Annotated in this window: 21 protein-coding genes and 1 pseudogene; 1 reads left to right on the top strand and 21 read right to left on the bottom strand. The window is 71.6% G+C overall.

Annotated features, from left to right (window positions below; all coding sequences use genetic code 11):
* Positions 1 to 118: 118 nt before the first annotated feature.
* From ASC99_RS16330 to ASC99_RS16250, 16 genes and pseudogenes are all read right to left on the bottom strand, one after another.
* A complete protein-coding gene (locus tag ASC99_RS16330) occupies positions 119 to 313 on the bottom strand; it encodes a hypothetical protein (RefSeq protein ID WP_057232715.1) in 195 nt (64 codons plus the stop codon).
* Positions 314 to 476: 163 nt separating this feature from the next.
* Positions 477 to 1,985 (bottom strand): Asp-tRNA(Asn)/Glu-tRNA(Gln) amidotransferase subunit GatB, encoded by a 1,509-nt coding sequence (gene gatB, locus ASC99_RS16325; RefSeq protein WP_057232713.1) that lies wholly within the window; start codon positions 1,983 to 1,985, stop codon positions 477 to 479.
* A 32-nt stretch (positions 1,986 to 2,017) separates the two neighbouring features.
* A complete protein-coding gene (locus tag ASC99_RS16320) occupies positions 2,018 to 2,257 on the bottom strand; it encodes a hypothetical protein (protein WP_057232711.1) in 240 nt (79 codons plus the stop codon).
* Positions 2,254 to 3,747, bottom strand: coding sequence for an Asp-tRNA(Asn)/Glu-tRNA(Gln) amidotransferase subunit GatA (gene gatA / locus ASC99_RS16315; RefSeq protein WP_057232709.1), 1,494 nt, complete (start codon positions 3,745 to 3,747; stop codon positions 2,254 to 2,256). The genes ASC99_RS16320 and gatA overlap by 4 nt, the downstream gene beginning before the upstream one ends.
* A gap of 5 nt (positions 3,748 to 3,752) precedes the next feature.
* Positions 3,753 to 4,049: an Asp-tRNA(Asn)/Glu-tRNA(Gln) amidotransferase subunit GatC gene (gene gatC, locus ASC99_RS16310; RefSeq protein WP_057232708.1), complete on the bottom strand. Its 297-nt coding sequence runs from the start codon at positions 4,047 to 4,049 to the stop codon at positions 3,753 to 3,755.
* Positions 4,050 to 4,161: 112 nt separating this feature from the next.
* Positions 4,162 to 5,773, bottom strand: a pseudogene (locus ASC99_RS16305) (putative bifunctional diguanylate cyclase/phosphodiesterase); the annotation flags it as partial.
* A gap of 367 nt (positions 5,774 to 6,140) precedes the next feature.
* Positions 6,141 to 8,438: an NAD-dependent DNA ligase LigA gene (ligA, locus tag ASC99_RS16300; RefSeq protein WP_057232704.1), complete on the bottom strand. Its 2,298-nt coding sequence runs from the start codon at positions 8,436 to 8,438 to the stop codon at positions 6,141 to 6,143.
* A 29-nt stretch (positions 8,439 to 8,467) separates the two neighbouring features.
* The gene (locus tag ASC99_RS16295) at positions 8,468 to 9,478 is read right to left on the bottom strand and encodes a methionine synthase (RefSeq protein WP_235502804.1); all 1,011 of its coding nucleotides are present in this window, start codon (positions 9,476 to 9,478) and stop codon (positions 8,468 to 8,470) included.
* A gap of 26 nt (positions 9,479 to 9,504) precedes the next feature.
* Positions 9,505 to 11,286 carry a prolyl oligopeptidase family serine peptidase gene (locus ASC99_RS16290; RefSeq protein WP_057232702.1) on the bottom strand — a complete coding sequence of 594 codons (1,782 nt, stop codon included), beginning with the start codon at positions 11,284 to 11,286 and terminating at the stop codon, positions 9,505 to 9,507.
* Entirely contained in the window at positions 11,286 to 12,458 is a 1,173-nt protein-coding gene (locus ASC99_RS16285; protein ID WP_057232700.1) for an MFS transporter, read from the bottom strand. Before ASC99_RS16285 ends, ASC99_RS16290 begins: the two co-directional genes overlap by 1 nt.
* 50 nt (positions 12,459 to 12,508) lie before the next feature.
* Complete coding sequence (locus tag ASC99_RS16280) at positions 12,509 to 13,672, bottom strand: cytochrome P450 (RefSeq protein WP_057232698.1); 1,164 nt, start codon at positions 13,670 to 13,672, stop codon at positions 12,509 to 12,511.
* 6 nt (positions 13,673 to 13,678) lie between these two features.
* Positions 13,679 to 14,809 (bottom strand): cytochrome P450, encoded by a 1,131-nt coding sequence (locus ASC99_RS16275; protein ID WP_063857100.1) that lies wholly within the window; start codon positions 14,807 to 14,809, stop codon positions 13,679 to 13,681.
* 620 nt (positions 14,810 to 15,429) lie between these two features.
* Positions 15,430 to 16,119 carry an SDR family oxidoreductase gene (locus ASC99_RS16265; protein ID WP_057232693.1) on the bottom strand — a complete coding sequence of 230 codons (690 nt, stop codon included), beginning with the start codon at positions 16,117 to 16,119 and terminating at the stop codon, positions 15,430 to 15,432.
* The gene (locus ASC99_RS16260) at positions 16,119 to 16,649 is read right to left on the bottom strand and encodes a TIGR00730 family Rossman fold protein (RefSeq protein WP_057232691.1); all 531 of its coding nucleotides are present in this window, start codon (positions 16,647 to 16,649) and stop codon (positions 16,119 to 16,121) included. The genes ASC99_RS16265 and ASC99_RS16260 overlap by 1 nt, the downstream gene beginning before the upstream one ends.
* Positions 16,650 to 16,693: 44 nt before the next feature.
* Entirely contained in the window at positions 16,694 to 17,830 is a 1,137-nt protein-coding gene (mnmA, locus tag ASC99_RS16255; RefSeq protein ID WP_057232690.1) for a tRNA 2-thiouridine(34) synthase MnmA, read from the bottom strand.
* Between the two features lie 22 nt (positions 17,831 to 17,852).
* Positions 17,853 to 19,037: a cysteine desulfurase family protein gene (locus ASC99_RS16250; RefSeq protein WP_057232688.1), complete on the bottom strand. Its 1,185-nt coding sequence runs from the start codon at positions 19,035 to 19,037 to the stop codon at positions 17,853 to 17,855.
* A gap of 107 nt (positions 19,038 to 19,144) precedes the next feature.
* Between ASC99_RS16250 and ASC99_RS16245 the strand changes: the two genes are divergently transcribed.
* Positions 19,145 to 19,966: an IclR family transcriptional regulator gene (locus tag ASC99_RS16245; RefSeq protein ID WP_057232686.1), complete on the top strand. Its 822-nt coding sequence runs from the start codon at positions 19,145 to 19,147 to the stop codon at positions 19,964 to 19,966.
* On the opposite strand, the gene ASC99_RS16240 is transcribed toward ASC99_RS16245, so the two are convergent.
* The 5 genes from ASC99_RS16240 to ASC99_RS16220 all read right to left on the bottom strand — a co-directional run bounded on the left by ASC99_RS16240 (position 19,902) and on the right by ASC99_RS16220 (position 24,769).
* Positions 19,902 to 20,561 carry a trimeric intracellular cation channel family protein gene (locus ASC99_RS16240; RefSeq protein WP_057232751.1) on the bottom strand — a complete coding sequence of 220 codons (660 nt, stop codon included), beginning with the start codon at positions 20,559 to 20,561 and terminating at the stop codon, positions 19,902 to 19,904. The genes ASC99_RS16245 and ASC99_RS16240 overlap by 65 nt on opposite strands.
* 58 nt (positions 20,562 to 20,619) lie before the next feature.
* Complete coding sequence (locus ASC99_RS16235; protein ID WP_057232684.1) at positions 20,620 to 21,426, bottom strand: methyltransferase domain-containing protein; 807 nt, start codon at positions 21,424 to 21,426, stop codon at positions 20,620 to 20,622.
* A 207-nt stretch (positions 21,427 to 21,633) separates the two neighbouring features.
* Positions 21,634 to 22,665, bottom strand: a complete 1,032-nt coding sequence (locus ASC99_RS16230; protein ID WP_057232682.1) for an ABC transporter ATP-binding protein — start codon at positions 22,663 to 22,665, stop codon at positions 21,634 to 21,636.
* Positions 22,666 to 22,694: 29 nt separating this feature from the next.
* Positions 22,695 to 23,774 (bottom strand): ABC transporter ATP-binding protein, encoded by a 1,080-nt coding sequence (locus ASC99_RS16225; RefSeq protein WP_057232681.1) that lies wholly within the window; start codon positions 23,772 to 23,774, stop codon positions 22,695 to 22,697.
* On the bottom strand, positions 23,771 to 24,769 hold the full coding sequence (locus ASC99_RS16220) for an ABC transporter permease (RefSeq protein ID WP_057232679.1): 999 nt from the start codon (positions 24,767 to 24,769) through the stop codon (positions 23,771 to 23,773). The genes ASC99_RS16225 and ASC99_RS16220 overlap by 4 nt, the downstream gene beginning before the upstream one ends.
* Positions 24,770 to 24,832 lie beyond the last annotated feature (63 nt).

The raw sequence follows: 24,832 nt of genomic DNA, 5'->3' as shown, positions 1-24,832 counted from the left end.
GGGTGCGTGCCTCGGCGGTGCCGAGGAGGGAGTCCATGCGGAGCATCGGCGACCGACGAGAAGCCGTCGAGGTGCGTGCCTCGGCGCCGCGACGCCGCCCCCCAACCACCGGAGGGTCTCAGCACTGGTTGAGCTGGGGGCGCGGACTGAGTGCCCGTACCCGGCGGTTTTGCAGTGCTCTCCGCAGACCGCTGCGCAGGCTCGGGCGACCTTCGCGCTGCACTGCGTCCAGCGCCTCCCGGACCAGTGCGTCGTGCCTGGCCAGCCGCTGCAGCTCCTGCGAGCGGGCCTGGATCAGCTCGTACTCCAACATGGTGGTAACCCCTTCTCGGCGGACCGTCCCGGCCTCCGTCGGCCGGTCCTTCGTCCTGCTAAGAGCTTCCTCCGCTGAGGGGGGTCACCACATCGGGAGCATGCCGCATGTTCCGAGGTACGGAGCGGGCGGTCGTCAGCGGCCCCTGAGGGTCTAGGTATACCTAGGCCTCGACACCCAGCTTGGCCAGGATCAGGTCCTTGACCTTCGCCGCGTCGGCCTGGCCGCGGGTGGTCTTCATGACCGCCCCGACCAGCGCGCCGACCGCGGCGATCTTGCCGTCGCGGATCTTGTCGGCGATCGCGCCGTTCTCGGCGATCGCCTGGTCGACCGCCGCGCCGAGCGCGGAGTCGTCCGAGACCACGGCCAGGCCGCGGGCCTCGATCACCGCGTCCGGCTCGCCCTCGCCGGCCAGCACGGCCGCGATGACCTGCTTGGCCAGCTTGTCGTTGAGCTTGCCCTCCGCGACCAGCGCGGCGATCCGGGCGACCTGGGCCGGGGTGATCGGCTGCTCGCTCAGCTCGGTGCCGGTCTCGTTGGCGTTGCGCGCCACCTCGCCCATCCACCACTTCCGGGCCTGCTCGGCGTTGGTGCCGGCCGCGATGGTGTCCAGGATCGGCTGGACCGCACCGGCGTTGAGCACCGACTGCATGTCCTTGTCCGAGAGGCCCCACTCGCCCTGCAGCCGGGCCCGGCGGACCCGGGGCAGCTCGGGCAGACCGGCCCGCAGCTCCTCGACCCAGTCGCGCGCGGGCGCGATCGGGACCAGGTCGGGCTCCGGGAAGTACCGGTAGTCCTCGGCGTTGTCCTTGATCCGGCCGGCCGTGGTGGAGCCGTCCTCCTCGTGGAAGTGCCGGGTCTCCTGGATGATCGTGCCGCCCTCGTCGAGCACCGTGGCGTGCCGGCGGATCTCGAACCGGGCCGCCCGCTCCACGCTGCGCAGCGAGTTGACGTTCTTGGTCTCCGAGCGGGTGCCGAACTTCTCCCGGCCGTGCGGACGCAGCGACAGGTTCACGTCGCAGCGCATCTGGCCCTTGTCCATCCGGGCCTCGGAGACGTCCAGCGCCTTGATCAGCTCACGCAGCTCGGCCACGTACGCCTTCGCCACCTCCGGAGCCCGCTCGCCCGCGCCCTCGATCGGCTTGGTGACGATCTCGATCAGCGGGATGCCGGCCCGGTTGTAGTCCAGCAGCGAGTGCGAGGCGCCGTGGATCCGGCCGGTCGCGCCGCCGATGTGCGAGGACTTGCCGGTGTCCTCCTCCATGTGGGCGCGCTCGATCTCGACCCGGAAGGTCGAGCCGTCCTCCAACTGCACGTCGAGGTAGCCGTTGAAGGCGATCGGCTCGTCGTACTGCGAGGTCTGGAAGTTCTTCGGCATGTCCGGGTAGAAGTAGTTCTTCCGGGCGAACCGGCACCACTCGGCGATCTCGCAGTTCAGCGCGAGACCGATCTTGATCGCCGACTCCACACCGATCGCGTTGACCACCGGCAGCGAGCCCGGCAGGCCGAGGCAGGTCGGGCAGGTCTGCGAGTTGGGCTCGGCGCCCAGCTCGGTCGAGCAGCCGCAGAACATCTTGGTCTTGGTACCCAGCTCGACATGGACCTCAAGGCCCATCACCGGGTCGTACGAGGCAAGTGCGTCCTCGTACGAGACCAGGCTAATGACGCTCACAGCGTCCCCTTCAGTTGAGTCTTGGAGGTCCGTCAGCCCAGCAGCACGTCGTCGTCCCCGAGCCGCTTGAGCTCACGGACGAGGAGTGCGGTGCCGGTGATCAGCGCGGCGGCGCCGACCAGGGCGTTGATCAGCTTGAGGGTGTCGTTGTCGCCGCGGGCCTTCTTGACGTCCTTGACGATCGAGACCGCGCCGAAGGCGCTCGTCCCGATGGACAGCCACAGACCGGGCTTCGAGTGCTTGAACCCTTTGGCCTTCTCGATGCTGCTCACAGTGCCGGTGCCTCCTCGAGCAGGGGGTGTCCCCACTTGTCGTTGAGTGCGGCCTCGACGGCGCCGCCCACGCGGTACAGGCGGTCGTCCGCCATCGCGGGGGCGATGATCTGCAGGCCGACCGGGAGATTGTCCTCCGGGGCGAGCCCGCAGGGCAGCGACATGGCCGCGTTGCCCGCGAGGTTCGACGGAATCGTGCACAGGTCGGCCAGGTACATCGCCATCGGGTCGTCGGCGCGCTCGCCGATCGGGAAGGCGGTGGTCGGGGTGGTCGGCGAGATCAGCACGTCGACACCGGCGAAGGCGGCGTCGAAGTCGCGCGAGATCAGGGTGCGGACCTTCTGGGCCGAGCCGTAGTAGGCGTCGTAGTAGCCCGAGGAGAGGGCGTAGGTGCCGAGGATGATCCGGCGCTTGACCTCGGCGCCGAAGCCCGCCTCACGGGTGAGGGCGGTGACGTCCTCGGCCGAGCGGGTGCCGTCGTCGCCGACCCGCAGGCCGTACCGCATCGCGTCGAAGCGGGCCAGGTTGGAGCTGGCCTCGCTCGGGGCGATCAGGTAGTAGGCGGGCAGCGCCAGGGTGAAGGACGGGCAGGAGACCTCGACGATCTCGGCGCCGAGCTCACGGAGCAGCTCCACCGACTCGTTGAAGCGCTGCATCACGCCGGCCTGGTAGCCCTCGCCGGCGAACTCCTTGACCACGCCGATCCGCATGCCGCGGACCTCGCCGCGCTTGGCGGCCTCGACCACGGCCGGGACCGGCGCGTTGATCGAGGTGGAGTCCAGCGGGTCGTAGCCGGCGATCGCCTCGTGCAGCAGCGCGGTGTCCAGCACCGTACGGGCGCACGGACCGCCCTGGTCCAGCGAGGAGGAGAACGCGATCAGGCCGTAGCGGGAGACCGCACCGTAGGTCGGCTTCACGCCCACCGTGCCGGTGACGGCGCCGGGCTGACGGATCGAACCGCCGGTGTCGGTGCCGATCGCCAGCGGGGCCTGGTACGCGGCCAGCGCCGCCGCCGAGCCGCCGCCGGAGCCGCCGGGGATCCGGGAGAGGTCCCAGGGGTTGCCGGTCGGGCCGTAGGCCGAGTTCTCGGTGGAGGAGCCCATCGCGAACTCGTCCATGTTGGTCTTGCCGAGGATGACCACGCCCGCGTCCTTCAGACGGGTCGTCAGGGTGGCGTCGTACGGCGGGATCCAGCCTTCGAGGATCTTGGAGCCGCAGGTGGTGGGGACGCCCTTGGTGGTGAAGACGTCCTTGAGCGCGAGCGGGACGCCGGCCAGCGGGCCGAGCTTCTCCCCCTTGGCGCGCTTCTCGTCCACCGCGCGGGCGGCGCTCAGCGCACCCTCGGTGTCCACGTGCAGGAAGGCGTTGACCTTCTTGTCGACGGCGTCGATCCGGTCCAGGTGCGCCTGGGCGACCTCGACGGCGGAGACCTCGCCGGAGGCGATGGCGGCGGCCGTGTCGGCGGCCGTCCGCTTGATCAGTTCGGTCATGGTGATCAGCCCTCCCCGAGGATCTGCGGGACGCGGAAACGCTGCTCCTCGACGGCGGGGGCGCCGGACAGCGCCTGCTCCGGGGTGAGCGACGGTCGCACCACGTCGGCGCGCATGACGTTGGTCAGCGGCAGCGGGTGGGAGGTCGGCGGGACGTCCTGTCCGGCGACCTCGGAAACGCGGGCGACCGCGCCGATGATCACGTCGAGCTGCTCGGCGAAGTGGTCCAGCTCTTCGGCCTGCAGCTCCAGACGCGACAGCCGGGCGAGGTGGGCGACCTCCTCGCGCGTGATGCCAGGCATGCAGCGATCCTCAAGGTGAGTTCTGGTCGGGCGGGCGGATGGTGACGTGCCCGTCCTCTGTCTGTGGAGCCCATCCTAGGGGGAGCACGGCGGACGCCCGTCCCGACATATGTCAGGACGGGCGTCGGGACAGCCGTCGAACGGGGCTACTGCGGGGTGGTCGGGGCCGCGACCGGCGGCAGGGCCGGCGGCGGGGCGAGCAGCTCGACCGCCGGAGCGCCGGTGCGGTGCACCATCAGCCAGGCGGTGGCCTGGTCGGCCGGGAGGGCGGCGGAGACCAGCCAGCCCTGCACCGCGTCCACGCCCATGCTGTGCAGCTTCTCCCAGGTCTCGTCGTCCTCGACGCCCTCGGCGACCACGGTCAGGCCGAGCGAGTGGGCCAGCTCGACCGAGCAGCGGACCACCGCCGCGTCGTGGTCGTCGGCCACCATCCGGGAGACGAAGGACCGGTCGATCTTCAACTCGCCGACCGGCAGCGAGCGCAGCCGCACCAGCGAGGAGTGGCCGGTGCCGAAGTCGTCCAGCGACATGCCGACGCCGTATCGCCGCAGCTCGGCCAGGGTGTCGGCGGCCAGCCGGGAGTCGTCGAGCAGCAGCCGCTCGGTGATCTCCAGCTGGAGCGCGGCGGCGGGCACGTGATGCCGGGTCAGGTGCGCGGCCACCCGGTCTGCGAAGCCGGGGTTGAGCACGTCCCGGGGCGAGACGTTGACCGCGACCTGGACCTCCAGGCCCTGGGCGCGCCAGATCGCAAGCTGGCCGACCGCCGTCTCCAGCACGTAGTCGGTCAGCCGGGGCATCAGACCGCTGGACTCGGCCAGGCCGATGAACTCGTCCGGGGGTACCCGCCCCTGGCCCGGCCGCTCCCAGCGGAGCAGCGCCTCCAGGCCGACCACCCGCCCGTCGAAGGCGACCTTCGGCTGGTAGTGCAGCTGCACCTCGCTGGTCTCCAGCGCCCGGCGCAGGTCACCCAGCAGGCCGATCCGGTACGGCGTGTCGAGGTCCCTGGTCTCGTCGTACTGCTCCACCCCGGTCCGGCGGCGCTGGGCGTGCGCCATCGCCACGTCGGCCCGGCGGAGCAGTGCCTCGGCGTCCTGGGCGTGCGCCGGGTAGACGCAGACCCCGGCGCTGGCCTCCAGCACCAGCAGCAGCCCGTCCAGCCGGATCGGCGCGGCGAGTTCGGCGATCAGCGCCCTGGCGACCCGCTCCAGGGTGTCGGGACGGCCGACCCCGGGCAGCAGGACGGCGAACTCGTCGCCGCCCATCCGGGCCACCACCGGGCGCAGGCTCTGCTGGACCGGCGGCGGCAGGCTGGAGAACACGTCGTCCGGGTCGTCCCGGCCGGGGTTGTGGGTGCCCGAGCGCAGCGCCCGGTGCAGCCGGCGGGCGATGTGCACCAGCAGCCGGTCCCCGGCGGTGTGACCGAGCGCGTCGTTGAGCGACCTGAACCTGTCCAGGTCGAGCAGGATCAGACCGACGTTCCAGTCCTGGTCGTCGCCGTGCTCGGCGATCGCCTCCTGGGCGGCCAGTAGCAGGGCATGACGGTTCGGCAGGTCGGTCAGCGGGTCCGTGAGCTGGTCCCGCGCCCGGTCCCGGGCGATCCGCCAGGCGGCCACCAGCACCGCCAGCGGCACCGCGAACAGCGGTAACAGCTCGGGCTCGTGCCGGTACACCAGGACGGCGAGCGGGATGAGCGGCGCCGCACCGGCCAACAGCACGCCGAGCAGCAGGACCGCACCTGCCACCCCCTGCGGCGGGCGTGTGGGTGCGCCGCCGGTCGTACGATCCATAAGCCCTGTCCTCCGTCGGGCCCGCCCCGTTCAGGCCGCCTTTCGGTGCGACACCCGGAGAGCCGGCAGGCGTCAGCGAGCGAGGGGTCCCCCAGTGGTACCGGCTGCAACCCCGGTGCCGACCGCCCCTGCTGACACAGTGTCGCCCTAAGGGTAAGCCGGTGTCCGACCGGTAAGGCGGACTTTCGGACAACCCTGGACACGCCAACGCCGGAACATCCCTTCGGGATGCCGCACACTGACAGAATGCCCGGTTTCTTTCGGACAGACCCCGCTGACGAGGCATCAGGAAGATAACGGCGCGTCAGCCCTCGGCCGGGGTCTCCTCGACGCTCTCGGCCGGTGCCGCCGGGCTCTCCTCGGCCGGCTCGATCCCCAGGTGGGCCCGGGCCGCCTCCGGCCCCTGCGCCAGCAGGACGGCGAACCCGGCGTCGTCCAGCACCGCGAGCCCGAGCTGTACCGCCTTGTCGTACTTCGACCCGGGGTTGTCACCGGCCACCACGAAGTCGGTCTTCTTCGAGACCGAGCCGGTCACCTTGGCCCCGCGCGAGGTCAGCGCCTCCTTGGCACCGTCCCTGGTGTGCCCGGCCAGCGTGCCGGTGACCACCACGGTCAGCCCCTCCAGCGGGCGGGGGCCCTCGTCCCCGGTGCTCTCCTCGACGAAGCGGACGCCTGCGGCGCGCCACTTCTCCAGGATCTCCCGGTGCCACTCCTCCTCGTACCACTCCTTGATCGCCTTGGCGATGATCGGGCCGACCCCCTCGGCGGCGGCCAGCTCCTCCTCGGTCGCGGCGAAGATCCGGTCCAGGTCACGGAACTCCCTGGCCAGCGCCTGAGCGGCGACCGGGCCGACGTGACGGACCGACAGACCGTTCAGGAAGCGCCAGAGCGGCCGGTCCCTGGCCTTGTCCAGATTCTCCAGCAGCACCGTGGCCGATTTCTTCGGCTCGCCCTTGAGATTGGCGAAGAAGGAGACCTCCTTCTCCTTGCCGGTCTTGTCGTCCAGCTTGGGCATGCCGGTCTTCGGCTCCAGCACCCGGACCCTGATCGGCAGCAGCTGATCGATGGTCAGCCCGAAGATGTCCCCCTCGTTGCCGACCGGGGGCTGCTTGGGCTCCAGCGGCTGGGTCAGCGCGGTGGCGGCGACGTACCCGAGCCCCTCGATGTCCAGCGACTCGCGGCCGCCGAGGTAGGCGATCCGCTCCCGGATCTGGGCCGGACAGCCCTGGGCGTTCGGGCAGCGCAGGTCGATGTCGCCCTCGCTCATCGGGCGCAGCCCGGAGCCGCACTCGGGGCAGTGCGTCGGCATCTCGAAGGGCTGCTCGGAGCCGTCCCGCAGGTCCTCCACCGGGCCGAGGATCTCCGGGATCACGTCCCCGGCCTTCCGGAGCACGATGGTGTCGCCGATCAGCACGCCCTTGGCCTTGACGATCTCCTGGTTGTGCAGGGTGGCGTACTGCACCATCGAGCCCGCGACCTTGACCGGCTCGGCCAGCACCGCGTACGGGGTGGCCCGGCCGGTGCGGCCGATGCCGACCTCGATCTTGGCCAGCTTGCCGTTGACCTCCTCCGGCGGGTACTTCCAGGCGATCGCCCAGCGCGGCGACTTGGAGGTGGCGCCGAGCCGGCCCTGCAGCGGGATCTCGTCCACCTTGACGACCACGCCGTCGATCTCGTGCTCGACCGAGTGCCGCTGCTCGCCGAACTGCGCGATGAAGGCGCGCACCTCGTCCAGCGTCCCCACCACGCGGTTGTGCCGGGCGGTGGGCAGGCCCCAGTCGTGCAGCAGCTGGTAGGCGTGCGACTGGCAGTCGATGTCGAAGCCCTCGCGGGCGCCGATGCCGTGCACCACCATGTGCAGCGGGCGGGAGGCGGTGACCAGCGGGTCCTTCTGGCGGAGTGAACCGGCCGCCGCGTTCCGGGGGTTGGCGAACAGCCGGAGCAGGGCGCCGGGGCGCTTGCCCTCCTTCTCGCGCTGCTCGTTGACCGCCTGGCGGCGCTCGTTCTCCGCCGCCAGCGCGGCGTTCAGCTCGGCGAACGCCTCGGTCGGCAGGTAGACCTCGCCGCGGATCTCCACCAGGGCGGGGAGGTGATCCCCCTTCAGCTGGTGCGGGATCTCCTTGATGGTGCGGACGTTGGCGGTGATGTCCTCGCCGACCCGGCCGGTGCCCCGGGTGGCGGCCTGCACCAGCCGGCCGTGCTCGTAGGTGAGGTTGACGGCCAGGCCGTCCACCTTGAGCTCGCACAGGTAGTGGTACTCGAGACCGTCCAGCTCGCGGGCGACCCGGTCGGCCCAGGCGGCCAGCTCCTCGTCGTCCATCGCGTTGTCCAGGCTGAGCAGCCGCTCGCGGTGCTCCACCTCGGCGAACTGCTCGGTGGGCGCGCCGCCGACCTTCTGGGTCGGCGAGTCGGGCGTGACCAGCACCGGGTGCTCGGCCTCGATCGCCTCCAACTCCCGCATCAGGCGGTCGAACTCGGCGTCCGTGACGGTCGGCGCGTCCTGCTCGTAGTACCGGACCCGGTGCTCCTCGACCTCGGCCGCCAGCTCGACGTGGCGCTTGCGCACCTCCGCCGGAACGTCCTCCCAGCCCTCGACCGACACCGCGTCCTCCAGTGAAAAATCGGCGCGGCCTACTCCGGGTTGTCCACCAGGCTCTGCGCCGCCCTCGCGCTGAGTGACAGCGCCGTCCGCGCGTACGCGGGCGAAGCCCCCGCCAACCCGCAGGTCGGTGTCACCAGCACCCGGCGGCCCAGCAGCTCCGGGGACAGCCCCAACCTGCGCCACAACGTCCTGACCCCCTGGACACTACCGGCCGGGTCCGTCATTCCCTGGTCGGTGGAGGGCACCACACCGGCGAGGATCACCGTGCCGGCCTCCACCGCCTCGCCCAGGTCCTGGTCATCACGCTCCGTCAGCAGGCCGAAGTCCAGCGAGATCCCGGCCACCCCGGCCCGGCGGAGCAGCGGGATCGGCACTCCCGGCGCGCAACTGTGCACCACCACCGGGACGTCCAGCGCCGAGATCACGCCCCGCAGCGCCTCCTCGGCGACCTGTCGGTCCACCGACCGCAGCCGCTGGAAGCCGCTGGCGGTCTTCACGTCACCGGCCAGCACGGCGGGCAGCGAGGGCTCGTCCAGCTGGAGCACCACCTGCGCGCCGGGGATCCGCCGCCGGACGTCCTCGAGGTGCCGGCGCAGCCCCTCGGTGAGCGAGTCGGCGATCCCCCGGCAGGCACCCCGGTCGCGCAACGCCTTCTCGCCGTTGCGGAGTTCGATCGAGGCTGCCAGCGTCCACGGCCCGACCGCCTGCACCTTGAGCGCACCCCGGTACCCCTGGGTGTGCTCCTCCAACGCGTCCAGATCCTCACCCAGCCAGGAGTGCGCCCGCTTGGTGTCCCGCCCCGGCCGGTCGGCGAACCGCCACCCGCTCGGCTCGGTCTGCGCGAACAGCTCGACCAGCAGGCCGGCTCCGCGCCCGATCATGTCCGCGCCGGGCCCCCGCGCGGGCAGCTCGGGGAGGTACGGCAGGAACTCCAGCGCGCCGACGGCGGTCTTCGCCGCCTCCCGTGCGTCCGTACCCGGCAGCGAACCGATCCCGGTCGCGGCGCCGACCAGCTCGGGGAAACCCAGTTGAGTGCTCACCCGGCCGAGCCTAGGGCACTTCCTGGTCAGGACCCGCCGAGGTGCTTGCGGGCGAAGCCGATGGTCGCTGCCAGGTGCCTGACCCGCTCCGCAGCGACCAGCGAACCGTGCCCCGCGTCGTAGCGGTAGACCTCGTGCTCCTTGCCCAGCTCGGCCAGCCGGTTCACGTAGTTGTCGATCTGCCGGATCGGGCAGCGCGGGTCGTTCTCCCCCGCGATCACCAGCACCGGCACCGACACCCGCTCGACGTACGTGAGCGGCGAGGAGGCCAGGTAGCGCTCGGGCACCTCCTCGGGCGATCCGCCGAACAGCGACCGGTCGTACGCCTTGAGCGCCTCCATCTCGTCCTGATAGGCGGTCAGGTAGTCGGCCACCGGCGCGTTGCTGATGCCCACCGCCCAGTCGCCCGGGTGCAGTCCGAGCCCGAGCAGGGTCAGGTAGCCGCCCCAGGAGCGTCCGGCCAGCACCAGCCGGTCCGGGTCGGCCAGGCCGGTGGCGACCGCCCAGTCGCGGACGGCCTTGACGTCCTCGAACTCGGTGAGGCCCGGCCGGCCCTCGATGGCGTCCCGCCAGGGCGACCCGTAGCCGGTCGAGCCCCGGTAGTTGACCTGGACCACGGCGAACCCGTGGTCGACCCAGGCCGCCACCAGCGGGTCGAAGGCGTCGGCGTCGTACCCCGTGGGGCCGCCGTGCACCTCGAAGACGCAGGCGTACGGCGCCTCGCCGCCCGGCGGCCGGGAGATCAGGGCGTGCACCGGACCGCCAGGGCCGTCGATCCAGGCGTCCTCGACCGGCACCGAAGGCGGCGCGGCCGGCCCGGGCGGGGCGAGCACCACGTGCCCGGCGGTGGACCGGATCACGTGCGGCTCGGCGGCGGAGGACCAGGCGAACTCGATGCTGCCGTCCGGGCGGACGGCGGCCGCCCGGACCGTGGCGGAGCCGATCGTGCCGCGCGGGGTCGGGATCCGGGTCAGCTCCGCGCTCGCCAGGTCGTAGCGGTACAGCTCGTCCCTGGCGTGGTGGGAGTGCGAGACCAGCAGGGCGTCGCCGGTCGGGTACCAGTCGGCGCCGGTCTCACCGGGCAGGTCGAGGACCAGCTCCTGCTCGGCCCCGCTGACCGTGTCCCAGACCAGCAGCTCGGGCCGGCCGCGGCGCTCGTGCTCGACCAGCAGCCGCGGGTCACCCTGGACGGGGGCGAAGCCGACCGCCTTGAGTCCGAGCCCCGGGCCGTCCCACAGCTCGGCGACCGGCGAGCCGTCGACCGCCAGCACGCGCAGTGCGGGGTGCCGGCTGTCGCCGTGCTCGCTGTGCCCGACCGCGACCAGCGAGTCGTCGGCGGAGAGCGCCACCAGCTGGGCGTCCTCCCGGTGTTGGTACAGCGTCACCGGTTCTGCGCCGGGCCGGCAGAGCTGGACGGAGCTGCCCGTCGCACCGGTACGGCCGACCACGGCGAGGCCGTCGGCGCCGAGCGCGAGCCCGGCCGGATAGGCCGGTTCGAGCCCCGGGACGGCGGGGGTGTCGGTGTCCCCGTCGAACGGGCGGCGCATCCAGACGCCGAACTCGTCGCCGTCCGTGTCGGCGAACCACCACAGCCACCGACCGCTCGGGTCGATGGTGCCGGTGAGGGTGCCGTTCGGCCGCCGGGTGACCTGCCGGTGGGTGTCGGTCGACCGGTCCCAGGCGTGGATCTCCCAGGTGCCGGTCGCGTTGGACCGGTAGACGCAGCGCTCCGGCCGGTCCCGGGCCCAGACCGGCAGGCCGACCCGGGCCGCCCGGAGCCGGGACTGCCAGCGTTCGGTCTCGGACATCACAGCTCTCCTTCGGAGGTCTCGGACTTCGGGCGCGACTTCGCCCGGTCCGCGAGCAGCAGTACGGCCAGCAGGCCGACACCCGCCACCACCGGGATCACCACGGTGGGCGAGGCGAACTCGGCGGCGGCACCGGCCGCCGCGAAGCCCAGGCCCTGCCAGAACATCAGGCCCGCGGTCTGGATGCTCAGCGCCCGGGCCCGCAGGTTCTCCGGGGCGACCTCCAACAGCACCCGGTCCTGCCCCAAGTGGAAGCTGGAGCCGAGCCCGGAGAGCACCAGCAGCACGGCGGTCAGCGCCACTCCGGGGCTGAACAGGAAGAACATCAGCGGCACGAAGACCAGTGCGGCGGCCGGCCCGATCAGGCGGACCTGCGCGGTCGCCGAGAGCCGCCAGTTGCTCAGCAGCTCGCCCAGCACGGTGCCGATCGGGTTCGCGGTCAGCAGGAGCCCGGCTCCGACGCTGCCCGCGCCGAGTATGCCCGCGTACGGCACCGCCAGCGCCTCGGGCGCGACCCCGAGCATCGGGACCGCCCAGCCGAGCAGCAGGACCCGGCGCAGCGGCCGGACCTTGAGCACCGCGCCGAGCCCGCCCAGCGAGTCCTTCAGCAGGGCGGGCCGGGGCGCGTCCTTGACGTCCTCGACGGTCCGCTCCCGGGTGCCGAACTGCAGCAGCGCTGCGGAGACCAGGAAGCTCACCGCGTTGCCGAGCAGGATGACGCTCGGCGAAGCCACCGTCAGCAGTACGCCGCTGAGCGCGAATCCGCCCATCTGGGCGCCCTGGCTGACCAGTCGCATCAGGCTTCGTCCGGGCACGTAGACCGGCCCCGGCAGCACGTCCGGCAGGGTCGCCGCCCGGGCGCCGGAGAACACCGGCTCGACCAGTCCGAGCACGAAGGCCAGCACCAGAATGGCTGCTGACGGAGTGCCGGGAAGCGCCATCGCGCCGGCCAGCAGCGCGGAGAGCACGTTGCAGACCACCAGCAGGCGGCGCGGTGGCAGCCGGTCCACCAGCGCCGAGAGCAGCGTCCCGGCCAGCAGGTAGGGACCGAGGATCAGGGTGAAGACGAGTGAGGCCAGGAGCGGCGAACCGGTCTTCGCGTAGACGAGCACGGTGAGCGCGAAGTTCGCGATCACCGTGCCCGACATCGAGATGACGTGCGCCAGGAACACCGCGCGGAACTCGCCGACGGCGAGAGCGTCGCGGTAACGGCCGGACGTGGTCAGAATGTGATCTCCAGCGGAAGGGATTCCAGCGTGCGCACGGTGGCGAGCTTCTTGTAGGTGGCGGGCTCCGCGAGCCGCAGCACGGCCCCGCGTTCGAGCAGCACGGCCAGCACCTCGCGCAGCAGCATATGGGCGAGGATCGAGCCTGAACAGGCGTGTGCGCCGTATCCGAACGTCAGGTGGTGGTTGGGCCACCGCTCCAGGTCGATCCGGTCCGGTTCGGTGAAGTGACCCGGGTCGCGGTTGGCGGCCGCGAACATCATCAACACGCCCTGGCCGCGCAGGACCTGAACGCCCGCCAGCTCGGTGTCGCGCACCGCCAGCCGGGTGGTGCCCTGGATCGGGGCCTCGAAGCGGAAGAACTCGTGCGGGGCCCGGTCCAGCGTGACCGGGTCGCCCAGCTGCTCCTTGAGGATCCGCGGGTCGCGGGCCAGCGCGTGCAGCGCGTTGCCGAGCGAGGCGGGCACGGCGGTGAAGCCGTTCACCACCAGGGTGCGCAGCGAGTTCATGGTGGCCGCCCTGGGGATGCCCGCCTCGGTCGCCCGGTCCACCAACTCGCGCAGCGGGGCGCCCGGTTCGAGCTCCTCCACCCAGGTCTCGATCAGGTCCGCGAGCTTGCCCTGAGCCTCGACGCCGGGCTTCCGGGCCGACGGCACCAGACCGCCGTCCATCGCCTGGGTGATTGCCGCGGCGATCGGCCGGATCACCTCCAGCTCGAACTCCGGCAGGCCGAGCGCCTGCGGGATGAACCAGCGCGCCAGCGGCTCGGTGAACTCGGGGACCAGGTTGACCGGCCCGGCCGGCAGCGCGTCCAGCCGGGCCGCGATCTCCGCCCTGGCCCGCTTCGCCAGGTCGTCGCTCGCCATCCCCATCAGCGAGTGGGCCAGCACCCCGTAGATCCCGGTGTGCTCGGGCGGGTCGAAGGTGTGCACGCTCAGCGAGACGTCGGGCACGGTCTCACCGGCCCGCCGCCAGTCGGCGGCGAAGTTCTCGTGGTCGAGCAGGACGCGCTTGCAGTCCTCGTACGAGGTGAGCACCCAGCTGTCCAGCCGCTCGCTCCACACCGGGCCGCCCAGGGCCCGCAGGGCCTCGTACGTCGGGTAGGGGTCCTTCAGCGTCTCCGGGTCCAGCGGGTCGTACGTGTCGATCAGGTTGGTCATCAGGGGTCAGCTCCCAGCAGTTCGAAAGGTGACGGGCAGTCGGTCCGGGTAGCGCAGCGTGGCGCGCGTCTCGCGCACGGGCGGGCCCGCGAGCCGGGGCGGACGCGGTGCCCGGAGCAGGCCGGTCACCAGCGCGCGGATGATGATCCGGGCGAGCATCGCGCCGGAACAGGCGTGCGGCCCCCAGCCCAGCGAGAGGTGCCGGTTGGGGCTGCGGTCGAGCACCAGCTCGTCGGGCGAGGCGAACTGCGCCGGGTCGCGGTTGGCGGCGCCGAAGAGCATCAGGACCAGCTGGCCGCGCTCGACCGTGACGCCGCCGACGGTGGTCCGCCGCACGCAGGCCCGGGTGGTGCCCTGCACCGGGCTGTCGAACCGGAGCAGTTCGTCGACCCCGGTCTCCAGCAGCTTCGGGTCGCGCAGCCGCTCCAGTGCCTCCGGCCGCTCCAGCAGCGCGAGCACCGCGTTCGCGGCGGCGCCGACGGTGGTGCTGAATCCGGCCAGGAAGAGCACCCGGGAGCTGTTCCAGATCTCGCCCTCGGAGACCCCCGCCGCAGCCGCGCCCGCCAGCACCTGGGTCAGCAGGCCCGGCCCCCGGGTGGCGCCGTGCCACCCGGCGATCAGCTCGTTGATCTCCTTGCGCGCGGCCATCGCCGACTCCCGCACCTCGGGCCGCAGCCCGGCGTCCATTCCGTGCACGAGCGCATCCGACAGGGCGGCGAAATCAGCCACCGGCGGCGGGTCGACACCCAGCAGCCGGCAGACCGCCGACAGTGCCACGGGGCGGGCCAGTTCGGCGGTGAAATCGAATTCCGGGGCGGTCGAGAATTTCTCCAGCAGCTCCGTCGTCTCGATCGCCGCCATATCGCCGATATGGTCCAGATCCTGATCCCGGAATGCCGTCGTGAAAAGCCGACGAATAGGCGTGTGGTCCGGCGGGTCGAGTGCCTGCATACTCATCACCGTCGAGGCCGACTCGTGCCCGGCCCGCCGCCAGTCGCTGGCGAAGTTCGCGGCGTCACCCAGGACGGACCGGCAGTCCTCGTACCTGGTCAGCACCCAGGAGTCGAGCCGATCGCTCCAGAACACCGGTGCGCCGTCCCGGAGTTCGGAGTACGTCGGATAAGGGTCATTCACCATGACCGTCGACAGTGGGTCATAGTCAGGCACGTGAGCGTCCCCTCGGAAGTTTATTGAAGAAGACAGGCGCGTGGCCCATCAGCCCGGGCCACGCCGTGAGTTATCAGTAGTCGTAACGCATGTCGAACCCCCCTCTCCGGGCCGGTGACCACCGTGCATTCAATTCCCCGCCGGTGGCCGTGCCCCAACTATCACTCGCCTCGACAGCCGTCGCAACTGTCAATTCGAGCCCACTCCTTGGGATCGGCCGACGCTGTCCGGAATTGATCGCAGGAGATCACCCAGGGTCATGCCGAGCGAATGCCGAAAGCAGGTTTGCCCGGCCATCAGCCCTGATATGCCCGATATCCGCCGTCCCGTCATTCGTGGGCAATCCGGGCAAACCCGGTGGAGCGGTCGGCCGGCCCGGCCCGGCCGCGCCTCACCCAACGTGTTTCGCGGCTCGGCGATTCGGCCCCGAAGCACCCTTCCTGCAACCGGACCCGCCGTATCCGATCTGACCCGTGCGCATCAAGCCTGGTGAGAGGCCCGATGGCACTCCGACCGCGCTCCGGGCATGCCGAAGCCCCTGGCGCGGAACCACAGTTCCGCCCCAGGGGCTTCACAGAACGAACGCTCGGTCAGCCGCCCGGGCGGACGGTGATCTCGGTGATCTCGGCGTCCCGGGGCAGGTCCAGCGCGGTGAGGATCGCGGTGGCGACCGACTCCGGCGCGATCCAGCGGGACGGGTCGTACTCCTTGCCCTCCTGCTGATGGACCTTCACCTGCATCGCGGTGGCCGTCCGCCCGGGGTAGACCGAGGTGACCCGTACCCCGTGCCCGTGCTCCTCGGCCCGCAGCGCGTCCGCCAGCGCCCGCAGCCCGAACTTGCTTGCGGCGTACGCCCCCCAGGTGGCATCGGCCCGCAGGCCGGCCCCGGAGTTCACGAAGACCACGTGTCCCCGGGCCTGCCGGATCGAGGGCAGCAGCAGCCGGGTGAGCTCGGCCGGCGCGACCAGGTTGACGTTCAGCTGCTCCTGCCAGGCCTTGACCGGCAGCTCGCCGATCTCGCCGAGCTGGACCACGCCCGCGATGTGCAGGATCGAGTCCAGCTCGATCGGCAGCTCCTGCTGGCCGAGCGCCCAGGACAGCTTCGCCGGGTCGGCCAGGTTGCCGACCAGCGTCCGGCTGCCGGGGAAGCGGGCCCGCAGCTCGGCGCCGCGCTTGGCGTCCCGGGCCACCAGCCAGAGCTGCTCGCCGCGTTCGGCCAGCCGCTCGGCGACGACCGCGCCGATGCCCGAGCCGGCTCCGGTGATCAGGTGAGCACCCATCAGCTCTTCTCCTCCAACAGGGCCAGCGCCTCGGCCGGTTCGGCCGCGAAGGTGATCAGCTCGGCCAGCGGCCTGGGCAGGAAGCCCTCGACGTCCATCCGCTCCAGCTGGGTGCGCAGCCCGCCGTAGAAGCCCTCGGTGTCGAGCACCACCACCGGCTTGTCGTGCAGCGCGTGCTTCTTCAGCTCCAGCACCTCGGTGATCTCGTCCAGCGTCCCGAGCCCGCCGACCAGCACCACCAGGGCGTCCGCCCTGGCCAGCAGCTGCGCCTTCCGCTCGGCCAGGTCACGCGTCATCACCAGCTCGTCGGCGCCTTCGTAGGTCTTGTGCGCCAGGAACTCCACCGAGATCCCGACCAGCCGCCCGCCGGCCTCCTTGACCCCGTCGGCCAGCAGCCCCATCAGCCCGGCGTGCGAGCCGCCCCAGACCAGGGTGTGCCCGCCCTCCCCGAGCAGGCGGGCGAACTCGGCGGCGGGGGCGGTGTACTTCTCGTCGAGCGAGTACGCGGAACAGAAAACAGTGATGTTCATAGTGCCCTAGGTCTACCAGGTGCACCGCCCACCGCCCCACCTGGTTACGCGCTGACCTGGCGCCGTTCGGTGCTCGCGATGGTGGCCGAGCCCAGCACCCGGGTGCCGTCGTACAGCACCACGGCCTGGCCGGGGGCGATCCCCCGGGCGGCGGTGGCGAGCCGGACGTGCAGCTCGCCGTCGGTCAGCGTGGCGGTGACCGGGACCTCCTCGCCGTGTGCCCGGAGCTGGGCGGTGTACGAGCCCTGGCCCGCCGGGGCCTCCCCGCACCAGCGCGGACGGATCGCGGTCAGGCCGAGCACGTCCAGGCCCTCGGCGGGGCCGACCGTGACGGTGTTGTTCACCGGCGAGATGTCGAGCACGTAGCGGGGCTTGCCGTCGGCGGCCGGGGTGCCGATCCGCAGGCCCTTGCGCTGGCCGATGGTGAAGCCGTACGCCCCGTCGTGCTCACCGAGCTTGCTGCCGTCTGCGTCCACGATGTCGCCGGTGGCGGTGCCGAGGTGCTTGGCCAGGAAGCCCTGGGTGTCACCGTCGGCGATGAAGCAGATGTCGTGGCTGTCCGGCTTCTGGGCGACGGCCAAGCCGCGCTGCTCGGCCTCCACCCGGATCAGGTCCTTGGTGGTGTCGCCGAGCGGGAAGAGCGCGTGCGCGAGCTGGTCAGCGTCGAGCACCCCGAGCACGTAGGACTGGTCCTTGGCCATGTCCACCGCGCGGTGCAACTGCCGCTCCCCGGACGGGAGATCGACGATCCGGGCGTAGTGCCCGGTGCAGACCGCGTCGAAGCCGAGCGCGATCGCCTTGTCCAGCAGCGCGGCGAACTTGATCTTCTCGTTGCAGCGCAGGCACGGGTTCGGGGTCCGCCCGGCCGCGTACTCCGCGACGAAGTCGTCGATCACGTCCTCGCGGAACCGCTCGGCCAGGTCCCAGACGTAGAACGGGATGCCGATCACGTCGGCGGCCCGCCGGGCGTCCCGGGAGTCCTCGATGGTGCAGCAGCCCCGGGCGCCGGTCCGGAAGGACTGCGGGTTCGAGGAGAGCGCCAGGTGCACACCGGTCACCTCGTGCCCGGCCTCCACCGCCCGCGCGGCGGCCACCGCCGAGTCGACGCCGCCGGACATCGCCGCGAGCACGCGGAGCCGGCCATTGCCAGGGGACACGGGAGCACCGGGGAAGTCAGTCATGATGCCGTCCAGGGTACGTGTTTCAGCGACGGGCGGCGGCGGCGAGTCCGGCGTTCCGGGCCCGCAGCACGGCGGGGCCGATCGCGGCGGCCAGCGCGGCCACGTCGTCCCGGGTCGAGGTGTGGCCCAGCGAGAACCGGAGCGAGGCCCTGGCCAGCAGCGGGTCGGCACCCATCGCCAGCAGCACGTGGCTGGGCTGCGGCACGCCGGCCGAGCAGGCCGAGCCGGTGGAGCACTCGATGCCCTGGGCGTCCAGCAGCATCAGCAGCGCGTCGCCCTCGCAGCCGGGGAAGGAGAAGTGCGCGTTGGCGGGCAGCCGGCCGGCCGCCGCCGGATCGCCGTTCAACACGGCGTCAGGGACCGCCCGGAGCACCTCGGCGACCAGCTCGTCCCGGAGCGCGGCCACCGTCACGGCGTGCTCGGCCCGGCGCTGCACCGCGAGTTCGGCGGCAGCGGCGAACCCGGCGGCGGCGGGCACGTCCAGCGTCCCGGAACGGACGTCGCGCTCCTGGCCACCGCCGTGCAGCAGCGGCACCGGCGTGACGCCCCGGCCGAGCAGCAGCGCGCCGACCCCGTACGGGCCACCGATCTTGTGCCCGGTGACGGTCAGCGCGTCCAGGCCGGAATCGGCGAACGAGACCGGCACCTGGCCCAGCGCCTGCACCGCGTCGGCGTGCATCGGGATGCCGAACTCCTGCGCCACCGCGACGAGTTCGTGGATCGGCTGCAGGGTGCCGACCTCGTTGTTGGCCCACATCACGGTGACCAGGGCGACCGAGGCCGGGTCCCGCTCGATCGTCTCGCGGAGCGCCTCGGGATGCACCCGTCCGTAGCCGTCCACCGGCAGGTACTCGACCTCGGCGCCCTCGTGCTCGGAGAGCCAGTGCACCGCGTCCAGCACGGCGTGGTGCTCGACCGGACTGCACAGCACCCGGCGGCGGGCCGGATCGGCATCCCGGCGGGCCCAGTACAGGCCCTTCACCGCGAGGTTGTCGGACTCGGTGCCACCACCGGTCAGCACGATCTCGCTGGGCCGCGCACCGAGCGACCTGGCCAGCGACTCGCGGGACTCCTCGACCACCCGGCGGGCCCGGCGGCCGGCCGCGTGCAGGGAGGAGGCATTGCCGACCACCCCGAGGTGCGCGCTCATGGCGGCGATCGCCTCGGGCAGCATCGGGGTGGTGGCCGCGTGGTCGAGATAAGGCATAGCGGCACAAGTGTAGGGGCCCTACTGGTCACGATTTGGCCATTGCACCCTCTGCAACGCGCCGTTAGCCTCCTGGCTCAGCTCAACGGACAAGGGGGCGGGGCGGAATGTCGCAGACGGTGGACCGGGCGCTGACCATTCTGGCCTCGCTCGGCGACGGTCCCGCCTCGCTGGAACAGGCCGCCAACCGGATCGGCGTGCACAAGTCCACCGCCCTCCGGCTGCTCCGTACGCTGCAGGAACACGGCCTGGTGGACCGCCAGTCGGACCAGCGCTACCGGCTCGGCGGCCGGCTGTTCTCGCTGGCCCAGCAGGCCCTGGCGGGGATCGACGTCCGCCAGGTCGCCGCCCCGTACCTGGCCTCGCTGAACGACCGGTACGGGCACACCGTGCAACTCGCGGTGCTGGACGCCGGCGAGGTGCTCTACCTGGACAAGGTGCAGAGCCGCTACCCCGACCGGCCCGGCACCTGGTCGGATCCGGCCGCCCGGATCGGCCAGCGCGTCCCTGCGGTCGCCACCGCGGTCGGCAAGGTGCTGCTGGCGGATCTGCCGGAGGATCAGCTGACGGCCTTTCTGGACGTCCAGGACTTCCCGGCCAGGACCAGCACCAGCATCCGCACCGTCGAGGAGTTCCGCGCCGAGCTGACCGCCGTGCAGCGCCAGGGCTGGGCGGTCGACCAGGCCGAGTACCAGGAGACGGTGAACTGCATCGCCGCCCCGGTGGTCGGCCCCGAGGGCACCGCGATCGCCGCCTGCTCGATGTCCGCCCCGGTCGGGGTGGCCCCGATCGCCGAGCTCAGCCGGCTGCTGCCCGAACTGCTCTGCACCGTCGAGGCGATCTCGCTCGCCTACGGCGGCTCGCCTACTCCTCGCTGGTGCGAGAACCGTTGCGGTGCCAAGCACGCGGCGCCCGCCAGCCGTACCTGAGCGCCAGCATCCGCAGCACGAACGCGGTCAGCGCCGAGGCCGTGCCGGTCGCGGTGGTGAGCTGCCCGGCGCCGATCAGCACCACCACCATCGCCGAGCCGACCAGCGCGGGCACCGCGTAGATCTCCCGGTCCCAGCGCAGCAGCGAGGGCATCTCGTGCGCCAGCACGTCCCGGATCACCCCGCCGCCGGCCGCGGTCAGCATGCCGAGCGCCATCGAGGGGACCGCGCCGAGGCCGTAGTCGTGCGCCTTGGCGGTGCCGGTGACGCAGAACAGGCCCAGGCCGAGCGCGTCCAGGGTCTGCACGGCGCGGTTGATCCGCTCCACCTCGGGGTGCAGGAAGAACACCACCAGGGCGGCCAGCAGCGGGGTGAGGAAGTACCCGAGGTTGGTGAACGCCACCACCGGGGTGGCCCCGATCACCAGGTCGCGCATCACCCCGCCGCCCAGCGCGGTCGCCTCGGCGAGCACGCAGATGCCGAAGATGTCCATGTTCTTACGGACCGCCAGCAGACCCCCGGACAGGGCGAAGACGAAGATGCCGATCAGGTCCAGGGTCTGCTGCACATCGGGAGCGAAGAGTTGCGAAGTCACCGTCAATTCTTACCGCGCCGATCACCTGTACGAGCACAGCCGCCCCGGTACCGGCCGGTCAGCCCGCCACGCGGCCTACCGCGACCAGGGCTGCCACCGGCAGCGCGACGGTGCCGTCCGGCTCGGCCCAGCGGGCCGTCAGGGCGTCGTACGCCGCCTTGATCCGGCCGACCGTGACCTCGTCCTGACCCTCGATCAGCGAGGAGGTGAGCACGGTGCCGGTCAGCACGGCCCGCCACCAGCGGTCCGGCGCGACCCGGTGGGTCCAGCCGACCCGGTGCACCTCGACCTCGGTGAGGCCCCCGGTGCGCAGCAGCCCGGCGAAGAGTTCGGGCGTCGCGTACGCCGCGAACGGCGAGCTCTCCGGCAGCCCGGCCGGGCGGGCCGCCCCGGCCTGGGCGACCGCATCGAAGAAGACGCCCTGGGCCCGATTGACCGTCAGGGCGTCCCAGCAGGAGAGCACCACCCGGCCCCCGGGGACGACCACCCGGGCCAGGTCACGGACCGCCGCCACCGGGTCGGGCACATGGTTGATCACGAACGCCCCGACCGAGCAGTCGAACTCGTCCGCCCCGAACGGCAGCCCCGGCAGCTCGGCCCGCAGCACCTTCGGCAGCATCCGGCCGGCCTCGGCCACCATCTCCGACACCGCATCGGTGGCCACCACCTCGGCGCCCAGTTCGATCGCCGACAACGCCAACCGGCCGGTACCGCACCCCACTTCGAGCAGCCTGACCCCCGGCCGCACCTCCGCCTCGGCCAGCAGCCGGGCATGCAGCCCGGCCGTCATCGCGCCGAACCCGCCGTCGTACGTACCACTGCGGCGCGCCCACCCAGTGCGCTCGAACTCCGCGAACTCCACCACTGCTGCCCCTCAGATGACCGTTACCGGCCGTGCCGAGATCAGCTTGCACCACCAGGGGCTCGGGGAACAGCGACGCCGACCTCGTACAAGGTGATCCGTGCGTAAAGGGTCAGGCACTTTCGCAGTGACCCGCACGCCAGATCTCGTCGCAGTTCCCCGAGCCCCTGGATAGTGCAACCGGGCGCCCTGCCAAAGCCGCAGCCTCGGCTAAACGGCGTTCTCCGGGAAGTGGCACGCCACCTGGTGCCCCGCCTTGGCCGCGGCCAGCGGCGGCTCCTGGCTGGCGCAGATGTCCTGGGCCTTCCAGCAGCGGGTCCGGAACCGGCACCCGCTGGGCGGGTTGATCGGCGACGGCACGTCGCCGGTGAGCAGGATCCGCTCACGCTGCTGCTTGCGCCGCGGGTCGGGCGTCGGCACGGCCGACATCAGCGCGTTGGTGTACGGGTGCATCGGCGACGCGTACAGCGCGTCCCGGTCGGCGATCTCCACCACCTTGCCGAGGTACATCACCGCGACCCGGTCGGAGACGTGCCGGACCACCGATAGGTCGTGCGCGATGATCAGGTAGGTCAGGCCGAGCTCGCTCTGCAGGTCGTCGAGCAGGTTCACCACCTGGGCCTGGATCGACACGTCGAGCGCGGAGACCGGCTCGTCGGCGACGATCATCTTCGGCTTGAGGGCGAGCGCCCGGGCGATCCCGATCCGCTGCCGCTGCCCGCCGGAGAACTCGTGCGGGTAGCGGTTGTAGTGCTCGGGGCTGAGGCCGCAGAGCTCCAGCAGGTCCTGCACGGCGCGCTTGACGCCGTGCTCGGTGGCGACCTTCTGCAGCTTGAACGGCGCGCCGACGATGGTGCCGATGGTGTGCCGGGGGTTCAGCGAGGAGTACGGGTCCTGGAAGATCATCTGGATGTCCCGGCGGAGCGGGCGCATGCCCGCGACACCGAGGTGGGTGATGTCCTTGCCGTCGAACTCGATCTTGCCGGCGGTGGGCTCGTCCAGCCGGGTGACCAGCCGGCCCATCGTCGACTTGCCGCAGCCGGACTCGCCCACCACGCCGAGGGTCTCGCCGGCCCGGACCTCGAAGTCGATCCCGTCCACCGCCCGGACCGCGCCGGTCTGACGGCCGAACAGCCCCTTGGTGATCGGGAAGTGCCGGGTGAGTCCGGAGACCCGGAGCAGCGGCTCACGGTCGGAGGCCGGGGAAGGCGCGGGAACCGTCGCCGTCTGACTGTCCGTCATGGGGTCTTCTCCTGAGGGGTGGTACGTGCTCACAGCCGGGGCGCGATCTCGTCGGTGAAGATCCGGTGCCGGTCGGCGATCGGCAGGTGGCAGGCGGCGTGGTGCCCGGGACTGGCCTCGGCCAGGGTCGGGACGTCCGTGTCGGACCGGCCGCCCGTGAGCCCGGCGTACGGGCAGCGCGGGTGGAAGGCGCAGCCGGACGGCACGTTGATCAGGCTGGGCGGGGTGCCCTTGACCGGGATCAGGCGGTCCTGCAGCGGCCGGTCCAGCCTCGGCATCGAGCCCAACAGGCCCCAGGTGTACGGGTGTTCAGGGGACTCGAACAGCGAAGCCGCCGGGCCGCGCTCGATGCACTTGCCGCCGTACATCACCAGGATGTCGTCGGCCAGCTCGGCCACCACACCCAGGTCGTGGGTGATGATGATGACCGCGGAGCCGAACTCCTTCTGCAGGTCCCGGATCAGGTCCAGGATCTGCGCCTGGACGGTGACGTCCAGCGCGGTGGTGGGCTCGTCGGCGATCAGCAGCGAGGGGTCGTTGACCAGTGCCATCGCGATCATCGCGCGCTGCCGCATACCGCCGGAGAACTCGTGCGGGTAGGAGTCCACCCGCTTGTCCGGCTGCGGGATGCCGACCCGGTCGAGCATCTCGATCGCCCGGGTGCGGGCCGCCTTCTTCGAGGTGCCCGGGTGGTGGGCCCGGTAACCCTCGACGATCTGGGCGCCGACCGAGTAGTACGGGTGCATCGCGGTCAGCGGGTCCTGGAAGATCATCGCCATCTTCTGGCCCCGCAGCTGCCGCACCCGCTCGGGGTCGGCACTGACCAACTCCTCGCCGTCCAGCCAGACTTCACCGCTGATCTTGGGTGCGCCGCGCTTGGTGCCGGTGCGGTGCAGGCCCATGATGGAGAGCGAGGTGACGGACTTCCCGGAGCCGGACTCGCCGACGATGCCGAGCGTCTTGCCCTTCTCCAGGGTGAAGTTGAGCCCGTCGACGGACTTGACCAGGCCGTCGTCGGTGGGGAAGTGCACCCGCAGGTCGCGGACGGTGAGGAACCCCTCGGGGCCCTCGCCGCGCTGCCCGGGCACGATGATGGAGTTCTTGCTCATGTCAGCCTCACCCGGGGATCGACCACGGCGTACAACACGTCAACCACGAGGTTCGCCAGGATGATGAAGAAGCCGGCGAAGAGGGTCACGCCCATGATCACCGGGAGGTCGCTCGAGTTGATCGCGTAGACCGCCTCGTAGCCCAGACCACGGAAGTTGAAGGTGGACTCGGTGAGCACCGCGCCACCGATCAGACCGCCGAGGTCCATGCCGAACACGGTGAGGATCGGGGTCAGGGTGGAGCGCATGGCGTGCTTGCCGATCACCGTCCGCTCGCTCAGGCCCTTGGCCCGCGCGGTGCGGATGTAGTCCTCGCCGAGCACGTCCAGCAGCGTGGCCCGGGTGAGCCGGGCGTACGTCGCGGCGTACAGGAAGGCGAGGGTGATCCAGGGCAGCATCAGGTTCTGCGCCCAGGCGACCGGGTCGGTCCCCAACTCGACGTAGTCGTGCGGGAACCAGCCGAGCTGGTAGACGAAGATCGCGCTGGCCAGCATGCCGGTGAAGTAGATCGGCAGCGAGACCCCGGCCAGGGCGGTGGTCATGGTGATCCGGTCCAGCAGGGTGCGGCGCTTGAGCGCCGAGACCACACCGGTCGCGGTACCGAAGACCAGCCAGAGCACGGAGGCGCCGGCGGCGAGCGAGGCGGTGACCCCGAGCCGGTTCAGCAGCAGCGGCCAGACCGCCTGCTCGGTCTTGAAGGAGTACCCGAAGCACGGGGCGGCACAGTGCGAGACGCTGACGCCGGTGCTGTAGTCGCGCCCGACGAACAGGCCCTTCAGGAACAGGTAGAACTGCTCGATGATCGGCTTGTCGAGGCCCATCTTGTGCCGGGCGCCCTCGACCGCGGCCTTGTCGGCGATCTTGCCGACGTAGTAGAGCGCGGGGTCGGTGCCGGTGAGTTTCGGCACCATGAAGAAGATGGCGAAGGTGACCGCAGCGACCACCAGGAGCATGGCGACGACATTGACGAGCCGTCGGATGAAATACACGAGCATTGCGGTCGACCCCGCCGGGCGCCGGCCGGAACCCCTGTAGGAGTTCCGGCCGGCCCCGGCGGA

Source organism: Kitasatospora sp. Root107, from assembly GCF_001424875.1.
In the GTDB taxonomy this organism is placed as follows: Bacteria; Actinomycetota; Actinomycetes; order Streptomycetales; family Streptomycetaceae; genus Kitasatospora.
Note: the sequence above shows the minus strand (reverse complement) of the source record. Positions and strands in the feature narration are given on the sequence as shown.

Excerpts from the sequence above, each read along its gene's own strand:
- ASC99_RS16260 (WP_057232691.1), bottom strand. The coding sequence starts at position 16,649 with ATGAACATCACTGTTTTCTGTTCCGCGTACTCGCTCGACGAGAAGTAC.
- ASC99_RS16245 (WP_057232686.1), top strand. The coding sequence starts at position 19,145 with ATGTCGCAGACGGTGGACCGGGCGCTGACCATTCTGGCCTCGCTCGGC.
- gatC (WP_057232708.1), bottom strand. The coding sequence starts at position 4,049 with ATGCCTGGCATCACGCGCGAGGAGGTCGCCCACCTCGCCCGGCTGTCG.
- ASC99_RS16290 (WP_057232702.1), bottom strand. The coding sequence starts at position 11,286 with ATGTCCGAGACCGAACGCTGGCAGTCCCGGCTCCGGGCGGCCCGGGTC.
- ASC99_RS16220 (WP_057232679.1), bottom strand. The coding sequence starts at position 24,769 with ATGCTCGTGTATTTCATCCGACGGCTCGTCAATGTCGTCGCCATGCTC.
- ASC99_RS16275 (WP_063857100.1), bottom strand. The coding sequence starts at position 14,809 with ATGGTGAATGACCCTTATCCGACGTACTCCGAACTCCGGGACGGCGCA.
- ASC99_RS16250 (WP_057232688.1), bottom strand. The coding sequence starts at position 19,037 with ATGCCTTATCTCGACCACGCGGCCACCACCCCGATGCTGCCCGAGGCG.
- ASC99_RS16265 (WP_057232693.1), bottom strand. The coding sequence starts at position 16,119 with ATGGGTGCTCACCTGATCACCGGAGCCGGCTCGGGCATCGGCGCGGTC.
- ASC99_RS16225 (WP_057232681.1), bottom strand. The coding sequence starts at position 23,774 with ATGAGCAAGAACTCCATCATCGTGCCCGGGCAGCGCGGCGAGGGCCCC.
- gatA (WP_057232709.1), bottom strand. The coding sequence starts at position 3,747 with ATGACCGAACTGATCAAGCGGACGGCCGCCGACACGGCCGCCGCCATC.
- ASC99_RS16230 (WP_057232682.1), bottom strand. The coding sequence starts at position 22,665 with ATGACGGACAGTCAGACGGCGACGGTTCCCGCGCCTTCCCCGGCCTCC.
- mnmA (WP_057232690.1), bottom strand. The coding sequence starts at position 17,830 with ATGACTGACTTCCCCGGTGCTCCCGTGTCCCCTGGCAATGGCCGGCTC.
- ASC99_RS16330 (WP_057232715.1), bottom strand. The coding sequence starts at position 313 with ATGTTGGAGTACGAGCTGATCCAGGCCCGCTCGCAGGAGCTGCAGCGG.
- ASC99_RS16280 (WP_057232698.1), bottom strand. The coding sequence starts at position 13,672 with ATGACCAACCTGATCGACACGTACGACCCGCTGGACCCGGAGACGCTG.